This window comes from Streptomyces beigongshangae (assembly GCF_019710745.1).
GTDB lineage: Bacteria > Actinomycetota > Actinomycetes > Streptomycetales > Streptomycetaceae > Streptomyces > Streptomyces beigongshangae.
Genome location: NZ_JAHKJW010000066.1, coordinates 14,388 through 39,476, shown reverse-complemented (window position 1 = coordinate 39,476; position 25,089 = coordinate 14,388). Strand labels below are relative to the sequence as shown.

The 25,089-nt window shown below is 73.2% G+C and carries 22 protein-coding genes; 10 read left to right on the top strand and 12 right to left on the bottom strand.

Features of this window, described 5'->3' with window-relative positions; genetic code table 11:
• Window positions 1–545: 545 nt before the first annotated feature.
• Complete coding sequence (trpS, locus tag KM933_RS33310; protein WP_221359408.1) at window positions 546–1,544, top strand: tryptophan--tRNA ligase; 999 nt, start codon at window positions 546–548, stop codon at window positions 1,542–1,544.
• A gap of 66 nt (window positions 1,545–1,610) precedes the next feature.
• Here trpS and proC read toward each other — a convergent pair whose 3' ends face one another.
• From proC to KM933_RS33280, 6 genes are all read right to left on the bottom strand, one after another.
• Window positions 1,611–2,462 (bottom strand): pyrroline-5-carboxylate reductase, encoded by an 852-nt coding sequence (proC, locus tag KM933_RS33305; protein ID WP_221359406.1) that lies wholly within the window; start codon window positions 2,460–2,462, stop codon window positions 1,611–1,613.
• Between the two features lie 139 nt (window positions 2,463–2,601).
• On the bottom strand, window positions 2,602–3,396 hold the full coding sequence (locus tag KM933_RS33300) for an ABC transporter permease (protein WP_221359404.1): 795 nt from the start codon (window positions 3,394–3,396) through the stop codon (window positions 2,602–2,604).
• Window positions 3,393–4,232 carry an ABC transporter ATP-binding protein gene (locus KM933_RS33295; RefSeq protein ID WP_221359402.1) on the bottom strand — a complete coding sequence of 280 codons (840 nt, stop codon included), beginning with the start codon at window positions 4,230–4,232 and terminating at the stop codon, window positions 3,393–3,395. The genes KM933_RS33300 and KM933_RS33295 overlap by 4 nt, the downstream gene beginning before the upstream one ends.
• Window positions 4,233–4,317: 85 nt before the next feature.
• Window positions 4,318–5,124, bottom strand: coding sequence for a class I SAM-dependent methyltransferase (locus tag KM933_RS33290; RefSeq protein WP_221359401.1), 807 nt, complete (start codon window positions 5,122–5,124; stop codon window positions 4,318–4,320).
• Between the two features lie 129 nt (window positions 5,125–5,253).
• Window positions 5,254–5,760: an EamA/RhaT family transporter gene (locus KM933_RS33285; RefSeq protein WP_221359399.1), complete on the bottom strand. Its 507-nt coding sequence runs from the start codon at window positions 5,758–5,760 to the stop codon at window positions 5,254–5,256.
• A gap of 77 nt (window positions 5,761–5,837) precedes the next feature.
• A complete protein-coding gene (locus KM933_RS33280; RefSeq protein WP_430727402.1) occupies window positions 5,838–6,149 on the bottom strand; it encodes a peptidase in 312 nt (103 codons plus the stop codon).
• A gap of 159 nt (window positions 6,150–6,308) precedes the next feature.
• On the opposite strand from KM933_RS33280, the gene KM933_RS33275 reads away from it, so the two are divergent.
• A complete protein-coding gene (locus KM933_RS33275; RefSeq protein ID WP_221359397.1) occupies window positions 6,309–8,489 on the top strand; it encodes a protein kinase domain-containing protein in 2,181 nt (726 codons plus the stop codon).
• Between the two features lie 160 nt (window positions 8,490–8,649).
• Here KM933_RS33275 and ilvD read toward each other — a convergent pair whose 3' ends face one another.
• The 4 genes from ilvD to KM933_RS33255 all read right to left on the bottom strand — a co-directional run bounded on the left by ilvD (window position 8,650) and on the right by KM933_RS33255 (window position 13,230).
• The gene (gene ilvD / locus KM933_RS33270) at window positions 8,650–10,503 is read right to left on the bottom strand and encodes a dihydroxy-acid dehydratase (protein ID WP_221359395.1); all 1,854 of its coding nucleotides are present in this window, start codon (window positions 10,501–10,503) and stop codon (window positions 8,650–8,652) included.
• Window positions 10,504–10,624: 121 nt separating this feature from the next.
• The gene (locus KM933_RS33265; protein ID WP_221359374.1) at window positions 10,625–11,239 is read right to left on the bottom strand and encodes a TetR/AcrR family transcriptional regulator; all 615 of its coding nucleotides are present in this window, start codon (window positions 11,237–11,239) and stop codon (window positions 10,625–10,627) included.
• On the bottom strand, window positions 11,236–12,060 hold the full coding sequence (locus KM933_RS33260) for a sugar phosphate isomerase/epimerase family protein (protein ID WP_221359365.1): 825 nt from the start codon (window positions 12,058–12,060) through the stop codon (window positions 11,236–11,238). The genes KM933_RS33265 and KM933_RS33260 overlap by 4 nt, the downstream gene beginning before the upstream one ends.
• 234 nt (window positions 12,061–12,294) lie before the next feature.
• A complete protein-coding gene (locus KM933_RS33255; protein WP_221359363.1) occupies window positions 12,295–13,230 on the bottom strand; it encodes a Ppx/GppA family phosphatase in 936 nt (311 codons plus the stop codon).
• Window positions 13,231–13,301: 71 nt separating this feature from the next.
• Between KM933_RS33255 and KM933_RS33250 the strand changes: the two genes are divergently transcribed.
• Entirely contained in the window at window positions 13,302–14,162 is an 861-nt protein-coding gene (locus tag KM933_RS33250) for a DUF3109 family protein (protein ID WP_221359361.1), read from the top strand.
• A 93-nt stretch (window positions 14,163–14,255) separates the two neighbouring features.
• On the opposite strand, the gene KM933_RS33245 is transcribed toward KM933_RS33250, so the two are convergent.
• Window positions 14,256–16,124: a BACON domain-containing protein gene (locus tag KM933_RS33245; RefSeq protein ID WP_221359359.1), complete on the bottom strand. Its 1,869-nt coding sequence runs from the start codon at window positions 16,122–16,124 to the stop codon at window positions 14,256–14,258.
• A 195-nt stretch (window positions 16,125–16,319) separates the two neighbouring features.
• Between KM933_RS33245 and radA the strand changes: the two genes are divergently transcribed.
• A complete protein-coding gene (gene radA, locus KM933_RS33240; protein ID WP_221359357.1) occupies window positions 16,320–17,729 on the top strand; it encodes a DNA repair protein RadA in 1,410 nt (469 codons plus the stop codon).
• Between the two features lie 70 nt (window positions 17,730–17,799).
• Window positions 17,800–18,924: a DNA integrity scanning diadenylate cyclase DisA gene (gene disA, locus KM933_RS33235; protein ID WP_221359355.1), complete on the top strand. Its 1,125-nt coding sequence runs from the start codon at window positions 17,800–17,802 to the stop codon at window positions 18,922–18,924.
• A 173-nt stretch (window positions 18,925–19,097) separates the two neighbouring features.
• On the opposite strand, the gene KM933_RS33230 is transcribed toward disA, so the two are convergent.
• Complete coding sequence (locus KM933_RS33230) at window positions 19,098–19,970, bottom strand: hypothetical protein (protein ID WP_221359354.1); 873 nt, start codon at window positions 19,968–19,970, stop codon at window positions 19,098–19,100.
• Between the two features lie 203 nt (window positions 19,971–20,173).
• Here KM933_RS33230 and KM933_RS33225 point away from each other — a divergent pair, with 203 nt between their 5' ends.
• The 5 genes from KM933_RS33225 to cseC all read left to right on the top strand — a co-directional run bounded on the left by KM933_RS33225 (window position 20,174) and on the right by cseC (window position 25,056).
• Window positions 20,174–21,145: an HhH-GPD family protein gene (locus KM933_RS33225; protein ID WP_260334523.1), complete on the top strand. Its 972-nt coding sequence runs from the start codon at window positions 20,174–20,176 to the stop codon at window positions 21,143–21,145.
• 327 nt (window positions 21,146–21,472) lie between these two features.
• Window positions 21,473–22,030, top strand: coding sequence for a SigE family RNA polymerase sigma factor (locus tag KM933_RS33220; protein ID WP_221359352.1), 558 nt, complete (start codon window positions 21,473–21,475; stop codon window positions 22,028–22,030).
• The gene (locus KM933_RS33215; protein WP_221359350.1) at window positions 22,018–22,671 is read left to right on the top strand and encodes a hypothetical protein; all 654 of its coding nucleotides are present in this window, start codon (window positions 22,018–22,020) and stop codon (window positions 22,669–22,671) included. The genes KM933_RS33220 and KM933_RS33215 overlap by 13 nt, the downstream gene beginning before the upstream one ends.
• Window positions 22,672–22,834: 163 nt before the next feature.
• Window positions 22,835–23,557 (top strand): two-component system response regulator CseB, encoded by a 723-nt coding sequence (cseB, locus tag KM933_RS33210; RefSeq protein WP_221359348.1) that lies wholly within the window; start codon window positions 22,835–22,837, stop codon window positions 23,555–23,557.
• Window positions 23,558–23,568: 11 nt separating this feature from the next.
• The gene (cseC, locus tag KM933_RS33205) at window positions 23,569–25,056 is read left to right on the top strand and encodes a two-component system sensor histidine kinase CseC (RefSeq protein WP_430727403.1); all 1,488 of its coding nucleotides are present in this window, start codon (window positions 23,569–23,571) and stop codon (window positions 25,054–25,056) included.
• Window positions 25,057–25,089 lie beyond the last annotated feature (33 nt).

Here is a 25,089-nt window from a genome sequence, read left to right as displayed (position 1 = left end):
TTCCTCGGTGCTTTCCAGGTTCCCGCTCTCGCGTTTCCCTTTCCGGCGATTCCGACTCTATCAGATCCTTTCGGGCCCGATTCCCAGTCGAAGTGGGTTGTCCTCGCGGCTGTTGGGCCGTTCCGACGAGTGAGACTTTAGCGGAATCATGGCCACCGAGCTAATCGGGGCTGCGTCCTTTCGAACACGGATTCCTCATTTCGCAAACACACGTGGAAACAAACCGACGACGGATCGCCGATCGCTGTGTGTTGGTGCGGAATGGCTGTCCGGGGACCAACCGAAGTCGGCGCTCACGTCGGACAACTCGGGGAACACTACGTAGCGGGCAGGGGCGTGTCAACTTCGGGCCGGGGCCACCCCGGAGGCGTACCCTCGGTGCCATGACTACGCACGCGTGCACCCAGCTGTGGTGGGCCGCCTGACGGCGGCCGTACCCACGCGTGTACTCAACGGCCGCCGCCCCCGGCGGCCGTTCTCGTATCCCCCTCCTCTCCTGGGGCGCCGGCCGGCGGTGGTGGCGGCCCCGACCAGGAGGTGGTGGCATGAAGCGGGTCTTCAGCGGGATCAAGCCGACCGGGCATCTCACGCTGGGCAACTATCTGGGGGCGATGCGGCGCTGGAGCGCGGTCGACCAGCACGAGGCCGACGCGCTGTTCTGCGTCGTCGACCTGCACGCCCTGACCGTGGACCACGATCCCGGGCGGGTTCGCCGGCTCAGTCGGCAGGCGGCCACCCTGCTGCTGGCCGCGGGGCTCGACCCCGAGCTGTGCACCGTCTTCGTGCAGAGTCACGTCGACGAGCACGCCCGGCTGTCGTACCTGCTCGAATGCGTGGCGACCGACGGCGAGACGCGGCGGATGATCCAGTACAGGGAGAAGGCCGCGGCCGAGCGCGTGCGGGGCGGGAGTGTGCGGCTGTCGCTGCTGACGTATCCCGTGCTGATGGCGGCGGACATCCTGGCCTACGGGACCGACGAGGTGCCGGTGGGGGAGGACCAGGCCCAGCACGTGGAGCTGACGCGGGATCTGGCGGTGCGGTTCAACCAGCGGTACGGGCGGACCTTCGTGGTGCCGCGGACCACGCATCCGGGGGTGGCGGCCCGGGTCATGAATCTGCAGGACCCGACGTCGAAGATGGGGAAGTCCGACGACGTGGGGCCCGGGATCGTCTATCTGCTCGACGAGCCCGAGGTCGTCCGCAAGAAGATCATGCGGGCGGTGACGGACAGCGGACGGGATGTCGTGTACGACCCGGAGGGGCGGCCCGGAGTCTCGAACCTGCTGGAGATCCTCGCGGGCTGTGCGGGTGGGGACCCGGCGGAGCTGGCCGGTGCGTACGCGACGTACGGCTCGCTGAAGAAGGACACCGCCGAGGCCGTGGTGGAACTGCTCGGACCCGTGCAGCGGAGGCACAAGGAGCTGTGCGCGGATTCCGCGTACGTGGAAGGGGTGCTGCGCGAGGGCGCCGGGAAGGCCAGGGAGATGGCCCGGCCCACGGTGGACGCGGCGTACCGGGCGATCGGGCTGCTGCCGCCGGGGTGAGGAGAGGCGGGCGGTGGGCGGTGGGACCGGAAGCCGTGGCGGCGGCCGGTCCCGTGCCGTCGGTCGTCAGCCGTTGCCGGAGGCCAGCTCGCGGCTGCGGTCGCGGGCGGCTTCCAGGGCGGCGATGAGGGCGGCCCGTACGCCGTGGTTCTCCAGTTCGCGGATGGCGCTGATCGTGGTGCCCGCGGGGGACGTGACGTTCTCGCGCAGCCTCACGGGGTGCTCGCCGCTGTCGCGGAGCATCACGGCGGCGCCGATCGCGGACTGGACGATGAGGTCGTGGGCCTTGTCGCGGGGCAGGCCGAGCAGGATGCCGGCGTCGGTCATGGCCTCGACCAGGTAGAAGAAGTACGCCGGTCCCGAGCCGGACAGGGCGGTGCAGGCGTCCTGCTGGGACTCGGGGACGCGGAGCGTCTTGCCGACGGCGCCGAAGATCTCCTCGGCGTGGGCGAGGTGCTCGGCGGTGGCGTGACTGCCCGCGGAGATGACGGACATGGCCTCGTCCACGAGGGCGGGGGTGTTCGTCATGACGCGGACGACCGGGGTGTTCCGGACCAGGCGCTCCTCGAAGTAGGAGGTGGGGATGCCCGCGGCGCCGCTGATGACCAGGCGGTCGGCGGGGACGTGCGGCGCGAGCTCGTCGAGGAGGGTGCCCATGTCCTGCGGCTTGACCGTGNGCTCGTCGAGGAGGGTGCCCATGTCCTGCGGCTTGACCGTGAGGATCAGCGTGTCCGCCGTCTTGGCGGCCTCCTGGTTGGTGACCGCGGTGACGCCGTGGCGCTCCTGCAGTTCCCTGGCGCGCTCGGGGCGGCGGGCCGTGACCAGGAGGTCGGCGGGGGCCCAGCCGGCCCGGATCACTCCGCTGAGCAGGGCTTCGCCGATCTTGCCGGTGCCGAGCACTGCGACTTTCTGGGTCATGTTCGGTTGCCCTCCGGGGTGCGACGTCCGGGGCCCATCCTCGCACCGGGACACGGGTGCGGGTCGCCGTGTCCGCCGGTCGGGACGCGGTCGTGGCCGGGGGTGTCCGGCGCCCGGGGTCAGGCGAGGTCGGTCGGGGTCAGGCGGTGCGGCGGCGGAGGGTCGCGGCGCCGAGGGCGAGGACGAGCAGGGCGCAGGCCGCGACGATCAGGGTGTCCCGGACGAAGGTGCCGGTGGTGCCGGTGTGTTCGAGGACTTCGTTCATGCCGTCGACGGCGTACGACATGGGGAGGACGTCGGAGACCGCTTCCAGTGCGGGGTGCATGGCGGGGCGCGGGGTGAAGAGGCCGCAGAGCAGCAGCTGGGGGAAGATCACGGCCGGCATGAACTGGACGGCCTGGAACTCGGACGAGGCGAACGCCGAGACGAAGAGGCCGAGCGCGGTGCCGAGCAGGGCGTCGAGGAGCGCGACCAGGAGGAGCAGCCAGGCCGAACCCGTGACGTCGAGGCCGAGGACCCAGACGGCGAGACCGGTGGCGAGGGCGGACTGGACGAGGGCCACCGCCCCGAAGGCGAGGGCGTAGCCGGCGATGAGGTCGGCCTTGCCGAGGGGCATGGCGAGCAGGCGCTCCAGGGTGCCGGAGGTGCGTTCGCGCAGGGTCGCGATGGAGGTCACCAGGAACATCGTGATGAGGGGGAAGATGCCGAGCAGCGAGGCGCCGATGGAGTCGAAGGTGCGCGGGCTGCCGTCGAAGACGTAGCGCAGCAGCAGGAGCATCAGGCACGGGATGAGGATCATCAGCGCGATCGTGCGCGGGTCGTGGCGGAGCTGGCGCAGGACCCGGGCCGCGGTGGCGGTGGTGCGGGCGAGGCTGATCGCGCTCGGCTCGGGAGGCGCCGGCCGGCCGCTCGTGCGCGGGGCGGTGGTGCTCATCGGACGGTCTCCTTGCGGGGTCGGTCGTTGCGGGGCCGGTCGCCGGTCTCGGTCGCTTCGTCGACCAGGTGGAGGAAGGCGGCCTCGACGGTGTCGGTGCCGGTACGGGTGCGCAGGGCGTCCGGGGTGTCTCCGCCCGCCTCCGGCCGGGAGGTGCCCCCGGCGAGGATCCTGCCCTCGCGCATCAGGAGCAGGTGGTGGCAGCGCTCGGCCTCGTCCATGACGTGGGAGGAGACGAGGAGGGTGGCGCCCCGGTCGGCGGCGATGGCGTGGAAGAGCTGCCACAGGTCGCGGCGGAGCACGGGGTCGAGGCCGACCGTGGGTTCGTCGAGGACGAGGAGTTCCGGGGTGCCGAGGAGGGCCACGGCGAGGGAGACGCGGCTGCGCTGGCCGCCGGAGAGGTTGCCCGCGAGGGTGTCGGCGTGGGTGGTGAGGTCGACGTCGGAGACGGCGCGCGTGACGTTCTCGTGGCGTCGGTCGGCGGCCGCGCGGCCGGGGTCGAGGACCGCGGCGAAGTAGTCCAGGTTCTGGCGGACCGTCAGGTCGTCGTAGACGGACGGGGCCTGGGTGACGTAGCCGATGCGGGAGCGCAGAGCGGCGTGTCCCGCGGGACGGCCGAGGACCTCCAGGGTGCCGGTGACCTTGGCCTGGGTGCCGACGATCGCTCGCAGCAAGGTGGACTTGCCGCATCCGGAGGGACCGAGCAGACCGGTGATGCGGCCTCGGCGGATGTCGAAGTCGAGCCCGCGCAGGACCTGGCGGGGGCCCCGGGTGACGGTGAGGGCGGTGGCGTGCACGGCTGCGGGGTCCGGTGGCCCCGGCGCATTATTCATCATGTGATGAATAATGCGCCGGGGCCGTAACGCCGTCAAGCCCGGACGGGGCGGGGGGAGGGCCGGACGGAGTAGCGGGAAGGTGGGTTCAGGGGCGCGGGACGACGAGCAGGACGACCTGGTAGGTCTCCTCCACCCGGCCGCCCGGGAAGGTCCGCAGGAGGTGCGCGCGCTCCTCGGCGAAGAAGGCGGCCGTCGCCTCCTCGCCGCGGACCAGGAAGACCGAGTAGCTGCCGATGTTGGCGAGGTGGGTGTCCAGGGGGACGGTCCGGCTCCAGCGGATCTCGTGACGGGTGCACCGCGGCAGGGCGGGGGCACCGGCGAAGACGTCCTCCGTGCGGACCCGGCGGCCGGAGCCGCGCTTCTCGGCGGCGTCACCGCCGATGAACTCCTCAACGCGCCGGTTCTGGTCCGCCTGCCAGGGGACGTCGAGGGCGGGATTGTTCCACCAGAGGGCGAGCGCGCCGGCGGGGCGCAGGACCCGCATGGCCTCCGGGAGGGAGCGGGCCGGGTCGGTCCAGTGCCAGGACTGGGCGTAGGTGACGAGGTCGACGGAGGCGGTGGCCAGGGGCAGCGAGTCGCCGTCGCCCCGGACGACCGGCGTGTCGGGGAGGAGACGGCGGAACTGGGCCGCCATGCCCTCGCCGGGTTCGACCGCGATCACGTCGGCGCCGCGGGCTCGGAGGAGGGCGGTGGCCATACCGGTGCCGGCTCCCACGTCCGCCACGCGCGCGCCGTCGAGCGGCCGGGCGGCCGCTCGTTCGACGGTGTCGAGGAGGGCGGGCGGATAGGAGGGGCGGTTGGCCGCGTACTGGGCGGCCGCGGCGTTGAAGGAGTGGGCGTGGGCTGCGCGGGAGGGGGAGGGGGAGGAGGAAGGTAAGGGAGAGGTGGTCATGGGTACATCGTGGCTGCCGCCGGCTGGGAGCGGGGGTGGCGGGGCTGTTCTCGGTCGGTCGCCGGGCGCGGGTGGTCCTTGGCTGGGCGCGCAGTTCCCCGCGGCCCTTGAAACGCCGGGGGTGGTTGGTCAGGGGCGGCGTTTTCGGGGGTGCTTCGCCTTGCGGCGGGCCGTTCGGCGCTCGTACGCGGCGCGGGCCGTCTCGTACTCGCTCCGGTGCAGGCCCTCCCCCGGCGCCTCCGTCAGCGAACGGAAGAAGTACGCGGCGAGACTGCCGACGAAGCCGATGGTCAGCAGGCCGCGCAGGGCGGACCGGGTGTCCGGGGCCGGGCGGGTCGAGTAGCCCGCCCAGGTGTGGCGGAACGCGAGCGCGCTGCAGACGGCGAACATCGTCACGACCAGCAGGGTGACGAAGCCGCCCACGGCCGCGATCTCCAGCCCCTGGTACGCGAAGCGGAGGACCAGGCAGCCGGCCGTGATCGCGACGAGCGCGCCGACGGCCACGGCCGCGCGGCGGACCGCGTACCCGCCGTCGTGGTCCACCCAGGTCGTCCCGAAGAAGCGGATCGGTTCGGGCCGGGGGCCTGTGGAGGTTTTTGCGGGGGCGTCTGCGGGGGTGTCCGATGCTTCGCTCACCGCTCGATTATCGCCTCGGCGACCCGGAGCACCCGGACACGGCCCGGCCCGTCGGGCCGGGCCGGTCGGCCGGGGACTCAGGCGCAGCGCGCCGCCACGTACCCGTCGCTTCCCGTGTCGACGTACGCGTCCGAGACGTACTGGCCGTTGGCGATGTTGTCCCAGATGTTCGACGTGCCGTACGTGCCCGTCACCCACTCGCCGGGCTTCTGGCAGTTGATCGGGACCCGGGCGTCGAGCGGCAGCACCTTGATGAGCTGGTACTGCGTGCCCGGTCCGCTGCGGACCTTCAGGCGGACGCCCGGAGCCACCGCGTAGCGGACCGCCAGCGCCTCCGCCGCCTCTTCCTCTGCACCTATGACCGCGTTCATACCGTTCTCGGCAGCCATGACCGCCTCCCCCGTCGATGTCTCCCCTGTCACGTGCTGCGCACGTTGCGCGGGTTCGGCCCGCGACCCGCGCAGGCTAGCAAGCACGTCCGACATCGCACGCACCATCGACTAGGCTCCGTGCGTCGCGCTCGGCGGACACAGACACGGGGGTGGGCCATGGCCCCGCTGCGCAGCTTCGGACCCGGACGGGAAGCGGAACACCCGGACCACGCCGGGCAGTACCGCCTCGAATCCTGTCTGGGTGTGGGCGGCATGGGTGTGGTGCATCTCGCGACGTCCGCCTCGGGACTGCGTCTTGCGATCAAGGTCGTACACGCCGAGCTCGCGGCGGACCCCGAGTTCAGGGCGCGTTTCCGGCAGGAGGTGAGCGCCGCCCGGCGGGTGAGCGGAGCCTTCACCGCCCCCGTGGTGGACGCGGACCCGGACGCCGGGCTGCCGTGGATGGCCACCCTGTTCATCCCCGGCCCCACCCTCGCCGAGCAGGTGAAGCGGAACGGCGCGATGGGGTCCGGCGAGGTGCGCAGGCTCGGTGCCGGTCTGGCCGAGGCGCTGCGCGACATCCACCGGGCCGGTGTGGTCCACCGCGATCTCAAGCCGAGCAACGTCCTCCTCGCGCCCGACGGTCCCAAGGTCATCGACTTCGGCATATCGCGTCCCACGGACAGCGACCTGCGTACGGAGACCGGGAAACTGATCGGTTCGCCGCCCTTCATGGCACCCGAGCAGTTCCAGCGGCCGCGGGAGGTCGGGCCGGCGGCGGACGTGTTCGCGATGGGGGCGGTGCTGGCCCACGCGGCGACGGGCCGCGGCCCCTTCGACTCCGACAGTCCGTACATCGTCGCGTACCAGGTGGTGCACAACGAGCCGGACCTGGCGGGCGTCCCGGACGACCTGGTGCCGCTGATCCTGCGCTGCCTGGCGAAGGACCCGGACGAACGGCCCCTGCCGGCCGAGGTGATGGACGCCCTGCGGCAGCCGGTGCCCGCGCGGACACCCCGCATCCCGGCCCAGCGCGGTTCGGACCGAAACGTTCCGGCTCTGCGTCGCCCCGCGGAGGAGACGCACGTCGGCGCGGGGTCGCGGCCCGAGCCGGCCGCTCCCCCACGCCCCCGTCCCCGCCCGCTTCCCCGTCGCCGTCCCGGACGTGCCGCGCTGATCGGCGTCACGCTCGTGCTGGCCGTCGGAGGCGCTTTCGGCATACGGGAGGCCGTCTCGTCCGGGACCTCCCCGACCGGCTCCGCCGAGCCGGACCGGGAGACCTTCCGGCCCTGGAGCACGGTCCTGGGCGGCACCCCGGACACCGGGGCACGGGCCGCGCCTCCGGTCTGCACGTCGGGCGGGGGCGCCCTCTACTGCTCGGCGCCGGGGACACGGGCGGCGCGGCTCGACCCCGCGAACGGCCGGGTCGTGTGGACGTACGAGGCCGGCGACGGCGGGAGTGGGAGCGGCTCGGCGGCGGGTGCCAAGACAGCGCCCGCGCTGTCCGGCGGTCTGCTGCACCTCACGGACGGCGGCCGGCTCACCGCGGTCGATCCCCGTTCCGGCAGCCGGAGCTGGGACGTGGACATATCGGCGTACGCGGCCGTCGTGCACGGTGCCGGCACGGTGCTCCTCGTCGGTGAGCGGGGTGCCGTGCGGGCGCTGGACGGCGCGACGGGCAGGGAGCGGTGGAGCACGGAGATCGGCGGACTGGGCACCCAGTGGATCGGCGGCCCGGCCGGGTCCGGGGTCCTCTACGCGGTGACGCCCTCCGACGACGGGACCGCCACGCGGGTGAGCGCGGTGTCCGCGCAGCGGGGCACGGTGCTGTGGACGAGGTCGGCGGCCGGGAACCTGAGCCCGTTCTCGGCGCCGGACGGGGCCCTGTACCTCCTGTCGACCAACGCCGACCAGCTGGTCGACGCGGTCGTACGGTTCGACGGCGCGGAGCGGAGCGTGCGCCGGGTGGCCCTGCCGACCCCGCTCGACCGGGCCTCCGCCGCGGAGAGCGGCGGGGTCGTGTACCTCAGCGACGTGGGCGGCTCACTGGTGGCCGTCGACACGCGCCGGGCCGGTGAGGGATCCGAGCTGTGGCGGCTGGAGACCTCGGTGAGCCGTCCGTCGCGGCCCGTGGTGTCGGGCGGTCGGGTGTACGTCACCGCTCCCGACGGCCGGTTGCTCGCCACGGACGCCCGCAGCGGGGAGCCGCTCGGCCAGACCCGCTCCCGGCTCGGCGGTGACACGGCACGGGTCGTGGCGGAGCTGTCCCCGCCGGTGGTCACGGCCGGTGAGGTCTACGCCGGGGCGCCCGACGGCAGTGTCTTCGCCGTGGACGCGGGCCGGCCCGCCGACTGGTGAGCCGCGCGCCCGGGTGCCCGGGACCGCATCCCCGCACCTCGCACCTCGCACCCCGCACCCCGCACCCCGCACCCCGTGAACGGCGAACCCGCCCGGTGGTGAGGACCGGGCGGGTTCGAGTGTGGGCGGCGGCAACGACGACGGTGCCGGCAGCGGTGGGCTAGCCGAGCTTCGAGACGTCCCGGACCGCGCCCCGGTCCGCGCTGGTCGCCATCGCGGCGTACGCGCGCAGGGCGGCCGAGACCTTGCGCTCGCGGGCGACCGGGGCGTACACACCGCCGAGGGCCTCGCGGCGTGCGGTCAGTTCCTCGTCGGCGACCAGCAGTTCGATGCTGCGGTTCGGGATGTCGATGCGGATGCGGTCGCCGTCCCGGACGAGGGCGATCGTGCCGCCGGACGCCGCCTCGGGCGAGGCGTGGCCGATGGACAGGCCCGAGGTGCCGCCGGAGAAGCGGCCGTCGGTGACCAGGGCGCAGGTCTTGCCGAGCCCGCGGCCCTTCAGGAAGGAGGTCGGGTAGAGCATCTCCTGCATGCCGGGGCCGCCCTTGGGGCCCTCGTAGCGGATGACGACGACGTCGCCGTGCGTGATCTGCTTCTTGAGGATCTTGTCGACGGCCTCCTCCTGCGACTCGCAGACGACCGCCGGGCCCTCGAAGGTCCAGATCGACTCGTCCACGCCGGCGGTCTTCACGACGCAGCCGTCGACGGCGAGGTTGCCCTTGAGGACCGCGAGGCCGCCGTCCTTGGAGTACGCGTGCTCGGCGGAGCGGATGCAGCCGCCCGCCGCGTCCTCGTCGAGGGCCTCCCAGCGCTCGGACTGGGAGAAGGCCGCGGACGAGCGGACGCCGCCGGGCGCCGCGTACCACAGCTCCAGGGCCTCCGGGGAGGGGGAGCCGCCACGGATGTCCCAGGTCTTGAGCCAGTCGGCGAGGGACGGGCTGTGCACGGCGTGCACGTCCTCGTTCAGCAGGCCCGCGCGGTGGAGTTCGCCGAGCAGGGCGGGGATGCCGCCGGCCCGGTGCACGTCCTCCATGTAGTACGTGCGGTCCTTCGCCACGTTCGGGGCGACCTTGGCGAGGCACGGCACGCGGCGCGAGACGGCGTTGATCTCGTCCAGGCCGAACGGGACGCCCGCCTCCTCGGCGGCGGCCAGCAGGTGCAGGATCGTGTTGGTCGAGCCGCCCATGGCGATGTCGAGGGCCATGGCGTTCTCGAAGGCCGCGAACGTGGCGACGTCGCGCGGCAGGACCGTCTCGTCGTCCTGCTCGTAGTAGCGGCGGGTGATGTCCATGACCGTGCGCGCGGCGTCCTCGTACAGGCCCTTGCGGGCCGTGTGCGTGGCGAGGACCGAGCCGTTGCCGGGGAGGGACAGGCCGATGGCCTCGGTCAGGCAGTTCATGGAGTTGGCCGTGAACATGCCGGAACACGAACCGCAGGTCGGACAGGCGTTCTCCTCGATACGGAGGATGTCCTCGTCCGAGATCTTGTCGTTCACGGCGTCGGAGATCGCGTCGACCAGGTCGAGGGTGCGGACCGTGCCGTCGACCAGGGTGGCGCGGCCGGACTCCATGGGGCCGCCGGAGACGAAGACCGTCGGGATGTTCAGGCGCAGGGCGGCCATCAGCATGCCGGGGGTGATCTTGTCGCAGTTCGAGATGCAGATCAGGGCGTCGGCGCAGTGGGCCTCCACCATGTACTCCACGCTGTCCGCGATCAGGTCGCGGGACGGCAGGGAGTACAGCATTCCGCCGTGGCCCATCGCGATGCCGTCGTCGACGGCGATCGTGTTGAACTCGCGCGGGATGCCGCCCGCGGCCGTGATGGCCTCGCTCACGATCCGGCCGACCGGCTGGAGGTGGGTGTGGCCCGGCACGAACTCCGTGAAGGAGTTGGCGACCGCGATGATCGGCTTGCGGCCGATGTCCGCGCCCGGTACACCGGAGGCGCGCATAAGGGCGCGGGCGCCCGCCATGTTGCGGCCGTGGGTGACTGTGCGGGACCTCAGCTCGGGCATCGTCGCTCGCTCCTTCGGAGAGTGTTGACTGCCGTCGAGCGTACGCCCGTCATCCAGGGACCGGACGTGATGTCCGGTATGCGGGATGGGCGTCTCGGGTTCCTGGTGGTCGCCAGTGCCCTCACGGGGCTGTCAGGTGGGACTGGATCATCGGGGAGACCCGGTCGATGATCTGTTCCGGATCGGCCGAGGCCAGGGGTTCCACCTTGATCACGTAACGCAGCATCGCGATGCCCACGAGCTGGGCGGCGGCCAGTTCGGCGCGCAGTTCGGCGTCGGGGACGTCCAGCTGCGCGGCGACGCGGCGCAGCAGCTGGGCGGAGACCAGGCGGCGGAAGACTCCCGCCGCGACCTCGTTGTTCACGGCGGAGCGGACGATCGCGAGCAGGGCCTTGCGGGTGGCCGGGTTCTCCCAGACGCCGAAGAAGAAGCGGGCCAGCCGCTCGCCCGTGCCGTCGAGGGGGCCTTCGGCGACCGTGCCGGGAGCGCTCAGGAGGGGCCCGATGGCGACCTCGATGGACGCCTCGAAGATCTGCTCCTTGGTGCCGAAGTAGTGGTGCACGAGCGCCGAGTCCACGTCCGCGGCCTTGGCGATGCCCCGCATGGACGTCTTCTCGAAGCCCCGTTCCGCGAACTCCTCGCGGGCCGCCGCCAGGATGCGGTCGCGGGTCGCGGGGGCCTCCGCGGAGTCCGTACGGGACGGGCGTCCCCGGCGGCGCGGGGCGGCGGCGGTCATGTACGCGGGACCCGGGCGGCCGAGGCCAGGTGGAGGCGGGTGAAGGCGAGGGCCTCCGCCAGGTCGGCCTCCCGCTCGGCGCCGGACATGGCCCGGCGGGTGTTGACCTCGATGACGACGTGGCCGTCGAAGCCGGACAGGGCGAGCCGTTCCAGCAGCTCGGCGCAGGGCTGCGTGCCGCGGCCGGGGACCAGGTGCTCGTCCTTGCCGGAGCCGTTGCCGTCGGCGAGGTGGACGTGGCCGAGGCGGTCGCTCATGCGGTCGACCATCTGGAGCGCGTCCGTACGGGCGGTCGCGGTGTGGCTGAGATCGATCGTGAAATGCCGGTAGTCGTCCTTCGTCACGTCCCAGTCGGGGGCGTACGCGAGCATCTCGCGGTCGCGGTAGCGCCAGGGGTACATGTTCTCGACGGCGAACCGTACGTCCGTCTCGTCCGCCATCCGCCAGATTCCGGTGACGAAGTCACGGGAGTACTGGCGCTGCCAGCGGAACGGGGGGTGCACGACGACCGCGCTCGCCCCGAGCCTCTCGGCCGCCGCGCGGGCGCGCTGCAGCTTGGTCCACGGGTCGGTGGACCAGACGCGCTGGGTGATGAGCAGACAGGGGGCGTGCACGGCGAGGACCGGGACGCGGTGGTGGTCGCTGAGGCGGCGCAGGGCCTCGATGTCCTGGCTGACCGGATCGGTCCACACCATGACCTCGACACCGTCGTAGCCGAGGCGCGCGGCGATCTCGAAGGCCGTCGCCGTCGACTCCGGATAGACGGAGGCCGTGGAGAGCGCGACCTTCGCATCCGGGATGCGCACGACTGGTTCTGCCACGGGGACAGGTTACGGGGTGGGTCCGGCGGGCGCGGAGAGGTGGGGGTCCCGCCGGGGGGAGAGGAGTGGGGTGGGTGGGTGGGTGCGGCTCGGTGAGGGCTGGTTGCGCGGTTCCCCGCGCCCCTGGGTGGGTGGGGGGGGCGGGGTGCGTGTTCGCGAGCGGGCCGGTGGGGGCTGGGCGCGCGGTTCCCCGCGCCCCTGGGTGAGGGCTGGTCGCGGCGGTCTCCGCGTCCCTCATGGGGTGGGGGCCATCTGGTCCAGGCTTCGGAGGATCACGCCCTCCCTGAGGGCCCAGGGGCAGATGTCGACCGTCTCCACCGCGAAGAGGTCCATCGCACCCTCGGCGACTATGGCGCCCGCCAGCAGCTGGCGGGCGCGGCCCTCGGACACCCCGGGGAGTTCCGCGCGTTCCGCGGCGGTCATGGAGGCGAGGCGCGGGACCCAGTCCTCCAGGGAGCGGCGCTTGAGCTCGCGCTGGACGTACAGGCCGTCGACCGAGCGCGCGGCACCCGCGAGGCGGGCCAGCTGCTTGAAGGTCTTCGACGTCGCGACCACGTGGTCGGGGGCGCCGAACCGGCTGAACTCCCCGACCGTACGGGCGATCTGCGCGCGCACATGGCGGCGCAGGGCCTTGATGTCCGCCGGGTCCGCCGGGTCGGTCGGCAGCCACCCCGCGGTCAGCCGGCCCGCGCCGAGGGGCAGGGAAACCGCCGCGTCGGGCTCCTCGTCCATCCCGTACGCGATCTCCAGCGAACCGCCGCCGATGTCGAGGACGAGCAACTTCCCCGCCGACCAGCCGAACCAGCGGCGGGCGGCCAGGAAGGTGAGCCGCGCCTCCTCGGCGCCGGTGAGGACCTGGAGCTCCACCCCGGTCTCGGCGCGCACCCGGGCCAGCACCTCGTCGGCGTTGCCGGCCTCGCGCACGGCGGAGGTCGCGAACGGCAGCAGGTCCTCGACACCCTTGTCCTCGGCCGCCACCAGCGCTTCCTTCACGACGGCGATCAGTCTGTCGACCCCCGAGGAATCGATCGCACCGCTGTCGTCTAGGAGTTGGGCGAGCCGCAGCTCCGCCTTGTGCGAATGCGCGGGCAGCGGGCGCGCGCCGGGGTGTGCGTCCACCACCAGCAGGTGCACCGTGTTCGAACCCACGTCCAGGACACCGAGTCTCATGTACGGCACGCTACTGCGCCCGGGGCGTCCAGCCGTCCGCATAGGACTCACGGGCGACTTACTCTGGACGGGTGCCAAAGACGAAAAAGGCGAAGAGCGACAAATCGACCAAGATTTCCGCCGTCGGGTCCGGTGAGCCGGGGAAGTCCGGGAGGTCCCTCAAGCCCGTGAAGGGTGACGAGAAGGGGCTCGACTTCGCGCGCGCGTGGGTGGAGTTCCCCGACCCGGCCGACGACGAACAGGTCTTCCGCTGCGACCTGACCTGGCTGACCTCTCGCTGGAACTGCGTCTTCGGCAGTGGCTGCCAGGGCATCCAGGCGGGTCGCGCGGACGACGGCTGCTGCACGCTGGGGGCCCACTTCTCCGACGAGGACGACGAGAAGCGCGTCGCCGGCCATGTGGCGAGGCTCACGCCGGACATCTGGCAGCACCACGCCGTGGGGACCGAGAGCGGCTGGGTCTCGCAGGACGAGGACGGCGACCGGCAGACGCGCCCGTACCAGGGGTCCTGCATCTTCCAGAACCGCCCCGGTTTCGCGGGCGGCATGGGCTGCTCACTGCACATCCTGGCCGTCAGGGAGGGCCGCGAGCCCCTGGAGACCAAGCCGGACGTCTGCTGGCAGCTGCCGGTCCGGCGCACGTACGAGTGGATCGACCGGCCCGACGACACGCGGGTGCTGCAGGTCTCGATCGGCGAGTACGACCGCCGCGGGTGGGGGCCGGGCGGGCACGACCTGCACTGGTGGTGCACGTCGGCGACATCGGCCCACGGAGCGGGCGATCCGGTCTACGTCTCGTACCGCCCGGAACTGATCGAGCTGATGGGCGAGGAGGCATACGCCCGCCTGGTCGACCTGTGCGAGCAGCGCCTGGCCTCCCGGCTCCCCCTCCTGGCCCCACACCCGGCGGACCCCGGCACCCCGGCCCCGTAAGGGACACGGGGAACCCCGTAAGGGGCGCGGGGGACTGCGCGGCCGGCCACGGCGGGCCCGCAGACGAGAAGACCCGCAGATGAGAACCGGCACTCAGCTCCTCGCCGGACCGGAGGATCTCGCCCCGGGGTCCGACGGACCGGCCCCGCTCGGCGTCGGCTCCGGCGTCGGCCCGGGCCCCGGTTCCGAGGGCCCCGGACCCCCCGGCGTCGGCTCGGGATCCGGTCCCGGCCCCGACGGCCCGGGGTCGGACGGCACCGTCGGTTCCGGCCGCGGGCCGGGGCTGGAGCCGGGACCGGGGCCGGGCTCCGGCCCGGCCTCCGGCGCCGACGGCCCCGCCGCCCCGTACCCGTCGATCACCACCACCGCCCCCGCCGGCGCGACCGACACCCGCGCCCGCCACGCGCCGGCCGGCTCGCGGAGATGGTCGACGTACACCTTGATCGTCACCGACTCCCCCGGTCCCAGCGTCCCCGACGACCGGCTCAGGTACAGCCAGGCCGCCCCCGTGCTCGCGGACCAGCGGACCGGCACCCCGCCGTCCGCCGTGAGGGTGACGAGCGTCGTGTCGCCGCTGGAGGCGGCCGCGACGGACAGGCCGCTCGTCCGCTGCCCGGCGGCCACACCGGTGACCCCCGTGGAGACGGCGGGCGCCCCGCTGCGCGCGGAGGGACCGGAGTCCGGTGGCGTGCTGACGTTGCCGGCGTTCTCGTAGCCGGGGCCCTCGCCCCCGAGCCCTTCGGAACCGTGCGCCCCGCTTGCGGTGACCGGCCGGCCGTCGGCGCCCTCGCCGATGACGGGCGCACCGCGGTAGGCCGCCCACAGGGCCAGCACGGGAGCCGCCACGACGGTCGCCACGACCGTGGTCGTGACGGCACGCGCGCGCAGCCGGTCCCGGCGGGCGGCGTGGTCCTCGGGGTCCACCGGGAAACCGCGCCGGTCGAAGCGAGGGCCGCCGCCCCGCGCGCGCGAGGGGTGCGCGGGGTGCGTCATCGCGGCGTGGAGGACGGCGCGCGGCGCTTCGAGCACGGGCAGCGCGGCGGGCGTGACACTGGTGCCGGGCCAGGAGCCGGGCACCGCGCGCTCGGCGGTCCGGCGGCAGCGCGGGCAGTCGTCGACGTGCCGGACGAGTTCGCGGCGCAGGGCCGTACCGAGGACGAGGCGGCTGCCGCCCGTGATCCGGGTGACGCCCGGACACGTACCGGTCTCGACGACGGCCAGGGCCGCGCGCGTGCGCTCGACCTCGCCGGCGGCCGCCGCGAGGAGTTGCCGCGCGGCGACCGGCGCCAGGCCGAGGACGGCGGCGACCTCGTGCGCGGCGAGCTGGTGGCGCACGGCGAGTTCGAGTGCCTCGCGCTGCTCGGGCGTCGTCCCGGCGGCCTCCGGCCAGGCGAGCAGGGCGAGTTCACGACGCCGGCGGTCCTCCTCGGCGGCCGGAGGATCACCGGGCCGGCCACCGGGCCGATCACCGGGCCGATCACCGGACCGGCCGCCGGGCCGATCACTGGACCAGCCACCGGACCGATCAGCGGACCAGCCACCGGACCGATCACCAACACGTCCGTCGGCCCGTCCGTCGGCCCGTCCGTCGACGTGTCCGTCGGCGTGGGCGCCCCGCGTCCGGACCGCCGCACGGGCGGCGTGCCGCCCGTGTCCGGCCTCGGCGGATTTGCGCAGGCAGGACCAGCGGGCGAGCGCGTACAGCCAGGCCCTGCGGTCGGCGGGTTCCCCGGGGCCGCGCCGGCCGCGGCGCTCGGCCAGGGCGAGGGCGTCCCCCAGCGCGGCGGTCGCCGCGTCGTGGTCGCACAGGACGGAGAGGCAGTAGGTGAACAAACCGTCCAGGTACGGCTCGTAGCGGACCGGCGGGCACTGCGCCAGTGTGCGCGCCGCCGCCCGGTCGCGTTCCTCGCGGTACGACCGATGCGCGTCGGTGGTGCGGGTCGAGGTCTCGGGACTGCTCATCACGCGTGCGACCGTAGGCGCCTTCCGGCGGTCCCTTCTTCCTGTTTGAGCACATTTAATCCATACGGGTGAAACGATCCCTCAGGGGAGGCGAAGTATCGAATCCGGTGTCGCGTCCGTGGACGCCCGGCTGTCGGCCCCTGCGGCGACGGGGCCGTCGCGGCGCTGTCAGTGGTGCCGGTTACGGTTCGTGTCATGGCTGCCCGTACGAAGACCGCGAAGGACCGGCCGTCCTACCGCTGCACCGAGTGCGGCTGGCAGACGGCCAAATGGCTCGGCCGCTGCCCCGAGTGCCAGGCATGGGGGACGGTCGAGGAGTACGGCGCGCCCGCGGTGCGCACGACGGCTCCCGGCCGCGTCACCACCTCCGCGCTGCCCATCGGCCAGGTCGACGGCAGGCAGGCGACCGCCCGCTCGACCGGGGTGCCCGAGCTGGACCGCGTGCTCGGCGGCGGTCTCGTACCGGGCGCGGTGGTGCTCGTGGCGGGCGAGCCGGGCGTCGGCAAGTCCACCCTGCTGCTGGACGTGGCGGCCAAGGCGGCGAGCGACGACCACCGCACGCTCTACATCACGGGTGAGGAGTCGGCCAGCCAGGTCCGGCTGCGCGCGGACCGCATCAAGGCGATCGACGACCACCTGTACCTGGCGGCGGAGACCGACCTGGCCGCGGTCCTGGGCCACCTGGACGCGGTGAAGCCGTCCCTGCTCATCGTCGACTCCGTGCAGACGGTGGCCTCCCCGGAGATCGACGGCGCCCCCGGGGGCATGGCCCAGGTCCGCGAGGTGGCCGGCGCCCTGATCCGCGCCTCCAAGGAGCGCGGCATGTCCACCCTCCTGGTGGGCCACGTCACCAAGGACGGCGCCATCGCCGGTCCGCGCCTCCTGGAGCACCTCGTGGACGTCGTCCTGAGCTTCGAGGGCGACCGGCACGCGCGCCTCCGGCTCGTGCGGGGCGTCAAGAACCGGTACGGGACGACGGACGAGGTCGGCTGCTTCGAGCTGCACGACGAGGGGATCATCGGGCTCGCCGACCCCTCCGGCCTGTTCCTGACCCGCCGGGCCGAGCCCGTCCCCGGCACCTGCCTGACCGTGACCCTCGAAGGCCGCCGCCCCCTGGTGGCCGAGGTCCAGGCGCTCACCGTGGACACCCAGATCCCCACCCCGCGGCGTACGACCTCCGGCCTGGAGACCTCCCGCGTCCAGATGATGCTCGCCGTCCTGGAGCAGCGCGGCCGGATCAGCGCGCTCGGGAAGCGGGACATCTACACCGCGACGGTCGGCGGCGTGAAGCTCTCCGAGCCCGCCGCGGACCTCGCGGTCGCCCTCGCGCTCGCCAGCGCGGCGAGCGACACCCCGCTCCCGCAGAACCTCGTCGCGATCGGCGAAGTGGGTCTCGCGGGCGAGGTCAGACGGGTCACGGGCGTGCAGCGCAGACTCTCCGAGGCCCACCGGCTGGGCTTCACCCACGCCCTCGTCCCGAGCGATCCGGGCAAGGTCCCGCCGGGTATGAAGGTCCTGGAGGTCGCCGACATGGGGGACGCACTGCGGGTCCTCCCGAGGTCGCGTAGGAGAGAGGCCCCACGGGACCAGGAGGAGCGCCGGTAGACTTTGCCCAGGTCTCGCCCGTCCGTACGAACCGAGGGCGCCCTCAGAAGCCTGCGACCGGAGGAGTGCAGTGGCAGCCAACGACCGGGCAGCAGTTCCCGGCAAGTCCGGCGGGAGTTCCGGTGCCGATGGTCTGATGCGCGCTTCCCTCAGCGCCGTGGCCCCCGGCACGGGGCTGCGTGACGGCCTGGAACGCATCCTCCGCGGCAACACCGGCGGGCTCATCGTGCTCGGCTGGGACAAGAACGTCGAGGCGATGTGCAGCGGCGGTTTCGTGCTGGACGTCGAGTTCACCGCGACGCGGCTGCGCGAGCTGTGCAAGCTCGACGGCGGCATCGTCCTGGACAAGGACATCACCAAGATCCTGCGGGCCGGCGTGCAGCTGGTGCCCGACCCGACGATCCCCACCGAGGAGACGGGCACCCGGCACCGCACGGCGGACCGGGTGAGCAAGCAGGTCGGCTTCCCCGTCGTCTCCGTCTCCCAGTCCATGCGGCTGGTCGCGCTGTACGTGGACGGGCAGCGGCGGGTCCTGGAGGACTCGGCCGCGATCCTCTCCCGCGCGAACCAGGCGCTGGCCACGCTGGAGCGGTACAAGCTCCGGCTCGACGAGGTCGCGGGCACGCTGTCCGCCCTGGAGATCGAGGACCTGGTCACCGTCCGTGACGTGTCGGCGGTGGCCCAGCGCCTGGAGATGGTGCGCCGCATCGCCACGGAGATCGCGGAGTACGTGGTGGAGCTGGGCACGGACGGACGGCTGCTCGCGCTGCAGCTGGACGAGTTGATCGCGGGGGTCGAGCCCGAGCGGTCGCTCGTCGTCCGGGACTACGTGCCCGAGCCGACCGCGAAGCGCTCCCGCACGGTGGAGGAGGCGCTGTTCGAGCTCGACGCGCTCTCGCACGCCGAACTGCTCGAAATGCCCACGGTGGCGCGGGCGCTGGGGTACACGGGATCACCCGAGGCGCTCGACTCCGCGGTGTCGCCCCGCGGGTTCCGGCTGCTGGCCAAGGTGCCGCGGCTGCCCGGGGCGATCATCGACCGGCTGGTCGAGCACTTCGGGGGGCTGCAGAAGCTGCTCGCCGCGAGCGTGGACGACCTCCAGACCGTCGACGGGGTCGGGGAGGCCCGGGCGCGGAGTGTGCGGGAAGGGCTTTCGCGGCTGGCGGAGTCCTCGATCCTGGAGCGCTACGTGTAGCCGTCCGGCGATTCGGCGGGTCGGGCAGGGCAGGGTGGGGCGCCGGGTGTCTTGGCTCGTGTTGCGGGTGCGGGGCGGTGGGGGCTTGTCGCGCAGTTCCCCGCGCCCCTTGAGGGGCGCCTCTTGAGGGGCGCCCTTTTCTGGGTGGGGCGCCCTTTCTCAGAGCCGACCGGTCAGTCCTTCTTCAGGACGAAGGACGTCCGGGACTTGGGGAGGCCCGCTGCCTTGGCTTCCACCAAGTAGGTGCCGGGGGTGGCCGAGCGGGCCGGCGGGGTGGCGCACTGGGGGGCGCTGGCCTTGCGGTTCCACTCGACGGTGCGGACGACCTCGTCGTGCGCCGGGACGCGGAACAGGACGCTCGCCGCGCCCGTCGGGCAGTCCGCCGAGGACCAGATCTCGTCGTCGCCGTCGGCCTGGGTGATCGTCAGCACGGCGCGCTTCGGGCCGAGGTCGATCTTGCAGTCGGTGTCCGAGGAGTTCCTGGCGATCAGTTCGATCCTGGGCTTCTCGTCGGGCGTGTAGGAGTTGTTGACACTGCGCAGCGTCAACTTCACCGAGCCCGTCGTGCAGTTGGGCAGGCTGGACCCGGCCGGGACCGTGTCGCCGGAACTGCTCCCGCCCGCACCGCCGTTCGCACCGCCGTTCGCGCCGCCGGTGCCACCGCCGGAACCGGAACCCGAACCGGCTCCGCCGGAAGCCGAGTCGTCGGAGCCGCCTGAGCCCGCCGAGCCGTTCGAGCCGCCCGATCCGCTGTCGTCGCCGTCGCCGTCGCCGTTGCCGTCGCTGCCTTCGCCGCCCGACTCGTCGCGTCCACCCGGCGCTTGGCTGATCGCGGGGTCCGAACCGGAGGGGCCGGGCGTGATCGACGCGGTGGGGTTCTTGCCGTCCGACCCGTCCGCGTCGTTCTTGTCGCCGCCCCCGCCGCCGGAGGTCACCACCCACGTGATCAACAGTGCCAACACCGCGACCACGGACGCCAGAATGGCCCTCCGTCGCCAGTAGATGGAGGAGGGAAGCGGCCCGACCGGATTGCGCATAGATCCCACGGCATGAACTCTACGAGAGATCCGACACTCACCCGGCCCCACCCGCCGCTCAACACCCCAACTTTTTCCGATCATCAGTCCGGAACACCGGATCACCGCTCCCGCACGGGGTCCGCCCGGCCCCACCACACGAGTCCCGGCCCCACAACACAAGCCCCCGCCCCCGCGAAACCGCCGGAGGCCATGGCAGGATCGGACGTGCCATGACTGCCCCCACGGAACCCCCGGTCCCCGCACACCTCGCACTCCCCGCACACTCCACGCACCCCGCCCCCGCCCCCGCCGCCTCCTCCGAAACCGCCGGTGACACCCTGCACGCCCCGGTCATCGGCTGGTTCGAGGAGAACGCGCGCGATCTCCCGTGGCGGCGCCCCGACGCGGGCCCGTGGGGGGTGATGGTCAGCGAGTTCATGCTCCAGCAGACACCGGTGAGCCGGGTGCTGCCGGTGTACGAGCAGTGGCTGGCCCGCTGGCCGAGGCCCGCCGACCTCGCCGCGGACGCGCCCGGTGAGGCGGTCCGCGCCTGGGGCCGGCTCGGCTACCCCCGCCGCGCCCTGCGCCTGCACGGCGCCGCGGTCGCCATAACGGAGCGCCACGGCGGCGACGTACCCACGGACCACGCGCAGTTGCTCGCCCTGCCCGGCATCGGGGAGTACACGGCGGCGGCGGTGGCCTCCTTCGCGTACGGACAGCGGCACGCCGTCCTCGACACCAACGTGCGGCGCGTGTTCGCGCGGGCCGTCAGCGGTGTCCAGTACCCGCCGAACGCCACGACCGCCGCCGAACGCAGGCTCGCCCGCGCCCTGCTGCCCGACGACGACCGCACGGCCTCGCTGTGGGCCGCCGCGTCCATGGAACTCGGCGCCCTCGTCTGCACGGCGAGGAACGAGGCGTGCCCCCGGTGCCCGATCTCCGCCCTGTGCGCATGGCGGCTGGCCGGGAAGCCCGCGCACGAGGGACCGCCGCGGCGCGGCCAGACCTACGCGGGCACGGACCGGCAGGTACGCGGCCGGCTGCTCGCCGTCCTGCGCGAGGCGGTCGCGCCCGTTCCGCAGGCGGCCCTCGACCGTGTCTGGGAGGAGCCCGTGCAGCGGGCCCGCGCCCTGGACGGGCTGGTGGCCGACGGACTGGTCGAGCCGCTCGGCGACGGCCTGTACCGGCTTCCCCAGGGCTGATCCGCGGACCCCAGGAGGTCGGACCGCAGGAGGTCGGACCCCAGGAGCCGGCCCGCACACCGCAGGAGCCGCCCACAGCCCGTACCGGGCGCTGGTGACGGATCCGGCGGGCAAACCGCCCCGTACCCGCCCCGGTCGCCGTCCCGCTTTAACCGGTCCCTACTTCCGTTACACAACCGACGGACAGCCGAGCGTTCGCCGCAGGCTCGTTCGGACAGCCCCGTGACAACACGTCCGTAACTTCGGTGCCGTACCGCACAGCAGCGGTACGGCAGGCAACGGACAGCCGGCAGCACACGGGCCGGAACGGGGACGGAGACGGTTGGCATGGCGCACGGCGAGGTGCTCGAATTCGAGGAGTACGTACGCACCCGGCAGGACGCGCTGTTGCGCAGCGCACGCCGCCTGGTCCCCGACCCCGTCGACGCGCAGGACCTCCTGCAGACCGCGCTGGTGCGGACGTACGGCCGCTGGGACGGCATCGCGGACAAGCGCCTCGCCGACGCCTATCTGCGCCGCGTCATGATCAACACGCGTACGGAGTGGTGGCGGGCCCGCAAGCTGGAGGAGGTCCCCACCGAGCAGCTGCCGGACGCGAGCGTGGACGACTCCACCGAGCAGCACGCGGACCGCGCGCTGCTGATGGACATCATGAAGGTGCTGGCTCCCAAGCAACGCAGCGTCGTCGTGCTGCGACACTGGGAGCAGATGTCCACGGAGGAGACGGCCGCCGCCCTCGGCATGTCGGCCGGCACGGTCAAGAGCACACTGCACCGGGCGCTCGCCCGGCTCCGCGAGGAGCTGGAGCGCCGGGCCTGTGACGAGAGCGACGGACCCGGCGTACGCGTGCCGGGGCGTGAGGAGCGGGAGCGTTGCGCGGCCTAGACGCGAAGGCCCGCCGGGTCGTCGGAGCCCGGAAGGCGGTGATCACGGCGGTGGCCGTGCTCGCCGCCCTCGGTCTTTCCGTGTCCGCCTGCGGTACGGGCGCCACCGGTGCCAGGGACGAGGGCCCGGCCCTCTCCGACACCGTCGCCGGGAACACCCCGGACGACCCCGGCGTCCCGCCCTCGGCGACTCCTGACCGCGTGGACGCGGTGCGGCTCGTCAAGGCCGACCCCGGGGTCAGCGCGGCGGTCAGGCGCGACCTGAAACCGTGCGTGGGCGACGAGTACCCGGTCGACGTGTCGTACGGCAGCCTCACCGGCGGCTCCGTCGACGACATCGTGATCAATGTGATGACCTGCGGGGACGCGGTCGGCGTCGGCTCGTACGTGTACCGCGGGGAGGGCGGCGGGTACCGGAACGTCTTCCGCGCCGAGCAGCCCCCGGTGTACGCGGAGATCGACCGGGGCGACCTGGTGATCACGCAGCAGGTGTACGAGAAGGACGACTCGGTGACGTATCCGTCCGGCGAGGAAGTGATCACGTACCACTGGGCGTCGGGCCGCTTCGCGGAGCGGGCGAGGACGCACAACGACTACAGCAAGGTGGTGGGCGGTGACACGGCGCCCCCGGCCGAGCCGTAGGGACGACCGCGCAGTCACGCACGCACTCACGCACTCACGCACTCACGCACTCACATCGTCGCACCGCCGTATGAACGTATCGCCGCAGCGGCGCAGCGCCGCGTCGCGATCACCGTGGACCATGCAGGACACTTCAGAACCGCCGAGAAACTGAGAGCACCGGATGGCAGAGCACACCCATGTCCTGTTCGTCGAGGACGACGACGTGATCCGCGAGGCCACCCAGCTCGCGCTGGAGCGCGACGGCTTCGTGGTCACCGCCATGCCCGACGGGCTCTCGGGACTGGAGGCGTTCCGCGCCGACCGGCCCGACATCGCCCTCCTCGACGTGATGGTGCCGGGCCTCGACGGGGTGTCGCTGTGCCGCCGGATCCGCGACGAGTCGGCCGTTCCGGTGATCATGCTGTCGGCCCGCGCCGACTCGATCGACGTCGTCCTCGGCCTGGAGGCGGGGGCCGACGACTATGTGACGAAGCCCTTCGACGGGGCCGTGCTGGTCGCCCGCATCCGGGCCGTGCTGCGGCGCTTCGGGCACGCGAGCGGTCCGCGGGCCGCCGGCGGGACCGACGGCGCCTCGTCCGTCCCCGGCGGTGTGCTGTCCTTCGGTGCCGGGGACGGCGAACTGGAGATCGACACGGAGGGCATGGAGGTCCGCAGGGGCGGCGCGCCGGTGGCCCTGACGCCCACCGAGATGCGGCTGCTCCTGGAGTTCTCGTCCTCACCGGGTACGGTCCTGTCGCGCGACAGGCTGCTGGAGCGGGTGTGGGACTACGGCTGGGGTGGTGACACCCGGGTCGTCGACGTCCATGTGCAGCGGCTGCGCGCGAAGATCGGCCAGGACCGGATCGAGACGGTCCGCGGTTTCGGCTACAAGTTGAAGGCCTGAGCAGAGCGATGATGCGGGGGAGGAACCAGCACCCGGCGGACGCGGACGGGTCCGACGAGATCGGACCGGGGCCCGGGTCCGCTGTGTCCGGGCAGGACGGCGCCGGACGCGGCGAGAGCGGAGACGGCGGAGGTGACGGCGGAGGTGGGGGCGGGCAGCACGGTCGGCCGGCCGCCCTGCGCGAGGGACTCGGGCGGCTGATGCCGCGTACGGGGCTCAGATGGAAGCTGAGTGCCGCGATCGCGGCGGTCGGGGCGCTGGTGGCGATCGCGCTGAGCCTGGTCGTGCACAACGCCGCGCGGGTCTCGATGCTCGACAACGCGCGCGACCTCGCCGACGAGCGCGTCCAGATCGCGCAGCGGAACTACGAGGCGTCGGGGCGGCCCAACTTCCCCGGCATCAAGATCGACGATCCCGGGCTGCCGAAGGACCTCCTGGCGAAGGCGAGGGCCGGGCGGCGGGCGACCTACGTGACGGAGAACTCCGAGGGCGTGCCGGACATCTGGGCCGCCGTACCGCTCCAGGACGGCGGGATCCTGTCGCTGCACACGAGCTTCACCGACCGCAGCACGACCATCCTGAAGGACCTCGACGAGGCCCTGATCATCGGCTCGATCGCGGTGGTGTTCGGCGGCTGCGCACTCGGCGTGCTGATCGGCGGGCAGCTCTCGCGGCGGCTGCGCAAGGCGGCCACGGCGGCCCGGCGGGTCGCGCAGGGCGAGCCCGACGTACGGGTGCGGGACTCCATCGGCGGGGTCGTGCGCGACGAGACGGACGACCTCGCGCGGGCCGTGGACGCGATGGCGGACGCGTTGCAGCAGCGCATCGAGGCCGAGCGGCGGGTGACCGCGGACATCGCGCACGAGCTGCGCACGCCGGTGACCGGGCTGCTCACGGCGGCCGAGCTGCTGCCGCCCGGCCGCCCGACGGAACTCGTGCGGGACCGGGCCCAGGCCATGCGCCAGCTGGTCGAGGACGTGCTGGAGGTGGCCCGGCTGGACAGCGCGTCCGAGCGGGCCGAGTTGCAGGACATCGTGCTGGGCGAGTTCGTGACCCGGCGGGTGATCGCGCGGGACCCGGAGGTCGTCGTACGCGTGGTGCACGAGTCCGCGGTCACCACCGACCCGCGCCGGCTGGAACGGGTCCTGATCAACCTCCTGGCCAACGCCGCCAGGCACGGCAGGCCGCCCGTGGAGGTCACGGTGGAGGGACGGGTCATCCGGATCCGCGACCACGGACCCGGCTTCCCCGACGCGCTGCTCGCCGAGGGGCCCAGCCGTTTCCGCACCGGCAGCAGCGACCGTGCGGGGCAGGGACACGGGCTGGGGCTGACGATCGCCGCGGGGCAGGCGCGGGTGCTGGGCGCACGGCTCACGTTCCGCAACGTGCGGGTGGTGGGGGCGCCGGAGGGGACGCCCGCGGAAGGGGCGGTGGCGGTGCTGTGGCTCCCGGAGCACGCGCCGACGAACACGGGCAGCCATCCGATGCTGCCGGAGTGAACGGGGCGTTCCCCCGTCCCGTCGGAACGCCGA

Coding starts and splice junctions, on each gene's coding strand:
- KM933_RS33220 (WP_221359352.1), top strand. CDS start 21,473: ATGGCGCACGGCGAGGTGCTCGAATTCGAGGAGTACGTACGCACCCGG.
- KM933_RS33295 (WP_221359402.1), bottom strand. CDS start 4,232: ATGATGAATAATGCGCCGGGGCCACCGGACCCCGCAGCCGTGCACGCC.
- ilvD (WP_221359395.1), bottom strand. CDS start 10,503: ATGCCCGAGCTGAGGTCCCGCACAGTCACCCACGGCCGCAACATGGCG.
- radA (WP_221359357.1), top strand. CDS start 16,320: ATGGCTGCCCGTACGAAGACCGCGAAGGACCGGCCGTCCTACCGCTGC.
- KM933_RS33225 (WP_260334523.1), top strand. CDS start 20,174: ATGACTGCCCCCACGGAACCCCCGGTCCCCGCACACCTCGCACTCCCC.
- KM933_RS33280 (WP_430727402.1), bottom strand. CDS start 6,149: ATGGCTGCCGAGAACGGTATGAACGCGGTCATAGGTGCAGAGGAAGAG.
- KM933_RS33290 (WP_221359401.1), bottom strand. CDS start 5,124: ATGACCACCTCTCCCTTACCTTCCTCCTCCCCCTCCCCCTCCCGCGCA.
- cseB (WP_221359348.1), top strand. CDS start 22,835: ATGGCAGAGCACACCCATGTCCTGTTCGTCGAGGACGACGACGTGATC.
- KM933_RS33300 (WP_221359404.1), bottom strand. CDS start 3,396: ATGAGCACCACCGCCCCGCGCACGAGCGGCCGGCCGGCGCCTCCCGAG.
- KM933_RS33275 (WP_221359397.1), top strand. CDS start 6,309: ATGGCCCCGCTGCGCAGCTTCGGACCCGGACGGGAAGCGGAACACCCG.
- cseC (WP_430727403.1), top strand. CDS start 23,569: ATGCGGGGGAGGAACCAGCACCCGGCGGACGCGGACGGGTCCGACGAG.
- KM933_RS33265 (WP_221359374.1), bottom strand. CDS start 11,239: ATGACCGCCGCCGCCCCGCGCCGCCGGGGACGCCCGTCCCGTACGGAC.
- trpS (WP_221359408.1), top strand. CDS start 546: ATGAAGCGGGTCTTCAGCGGGATCAAGCCGACCGGGCATCTCACGCTG.
- KM933_RS33245 (WP_221359359.1), bottom strand. CDS start 16,124: ATGAGCAGTCCCGAGACCTCGACCCGCACCACCGACGCGCATCGGTCG.
- KM933_RS33255 (WP_221359363.1), bottom strand. CDS start 13,230: ATGAGACTCGGTGTCCTGGACGTGGGTTCGAACACGGTGCACCTGCTG.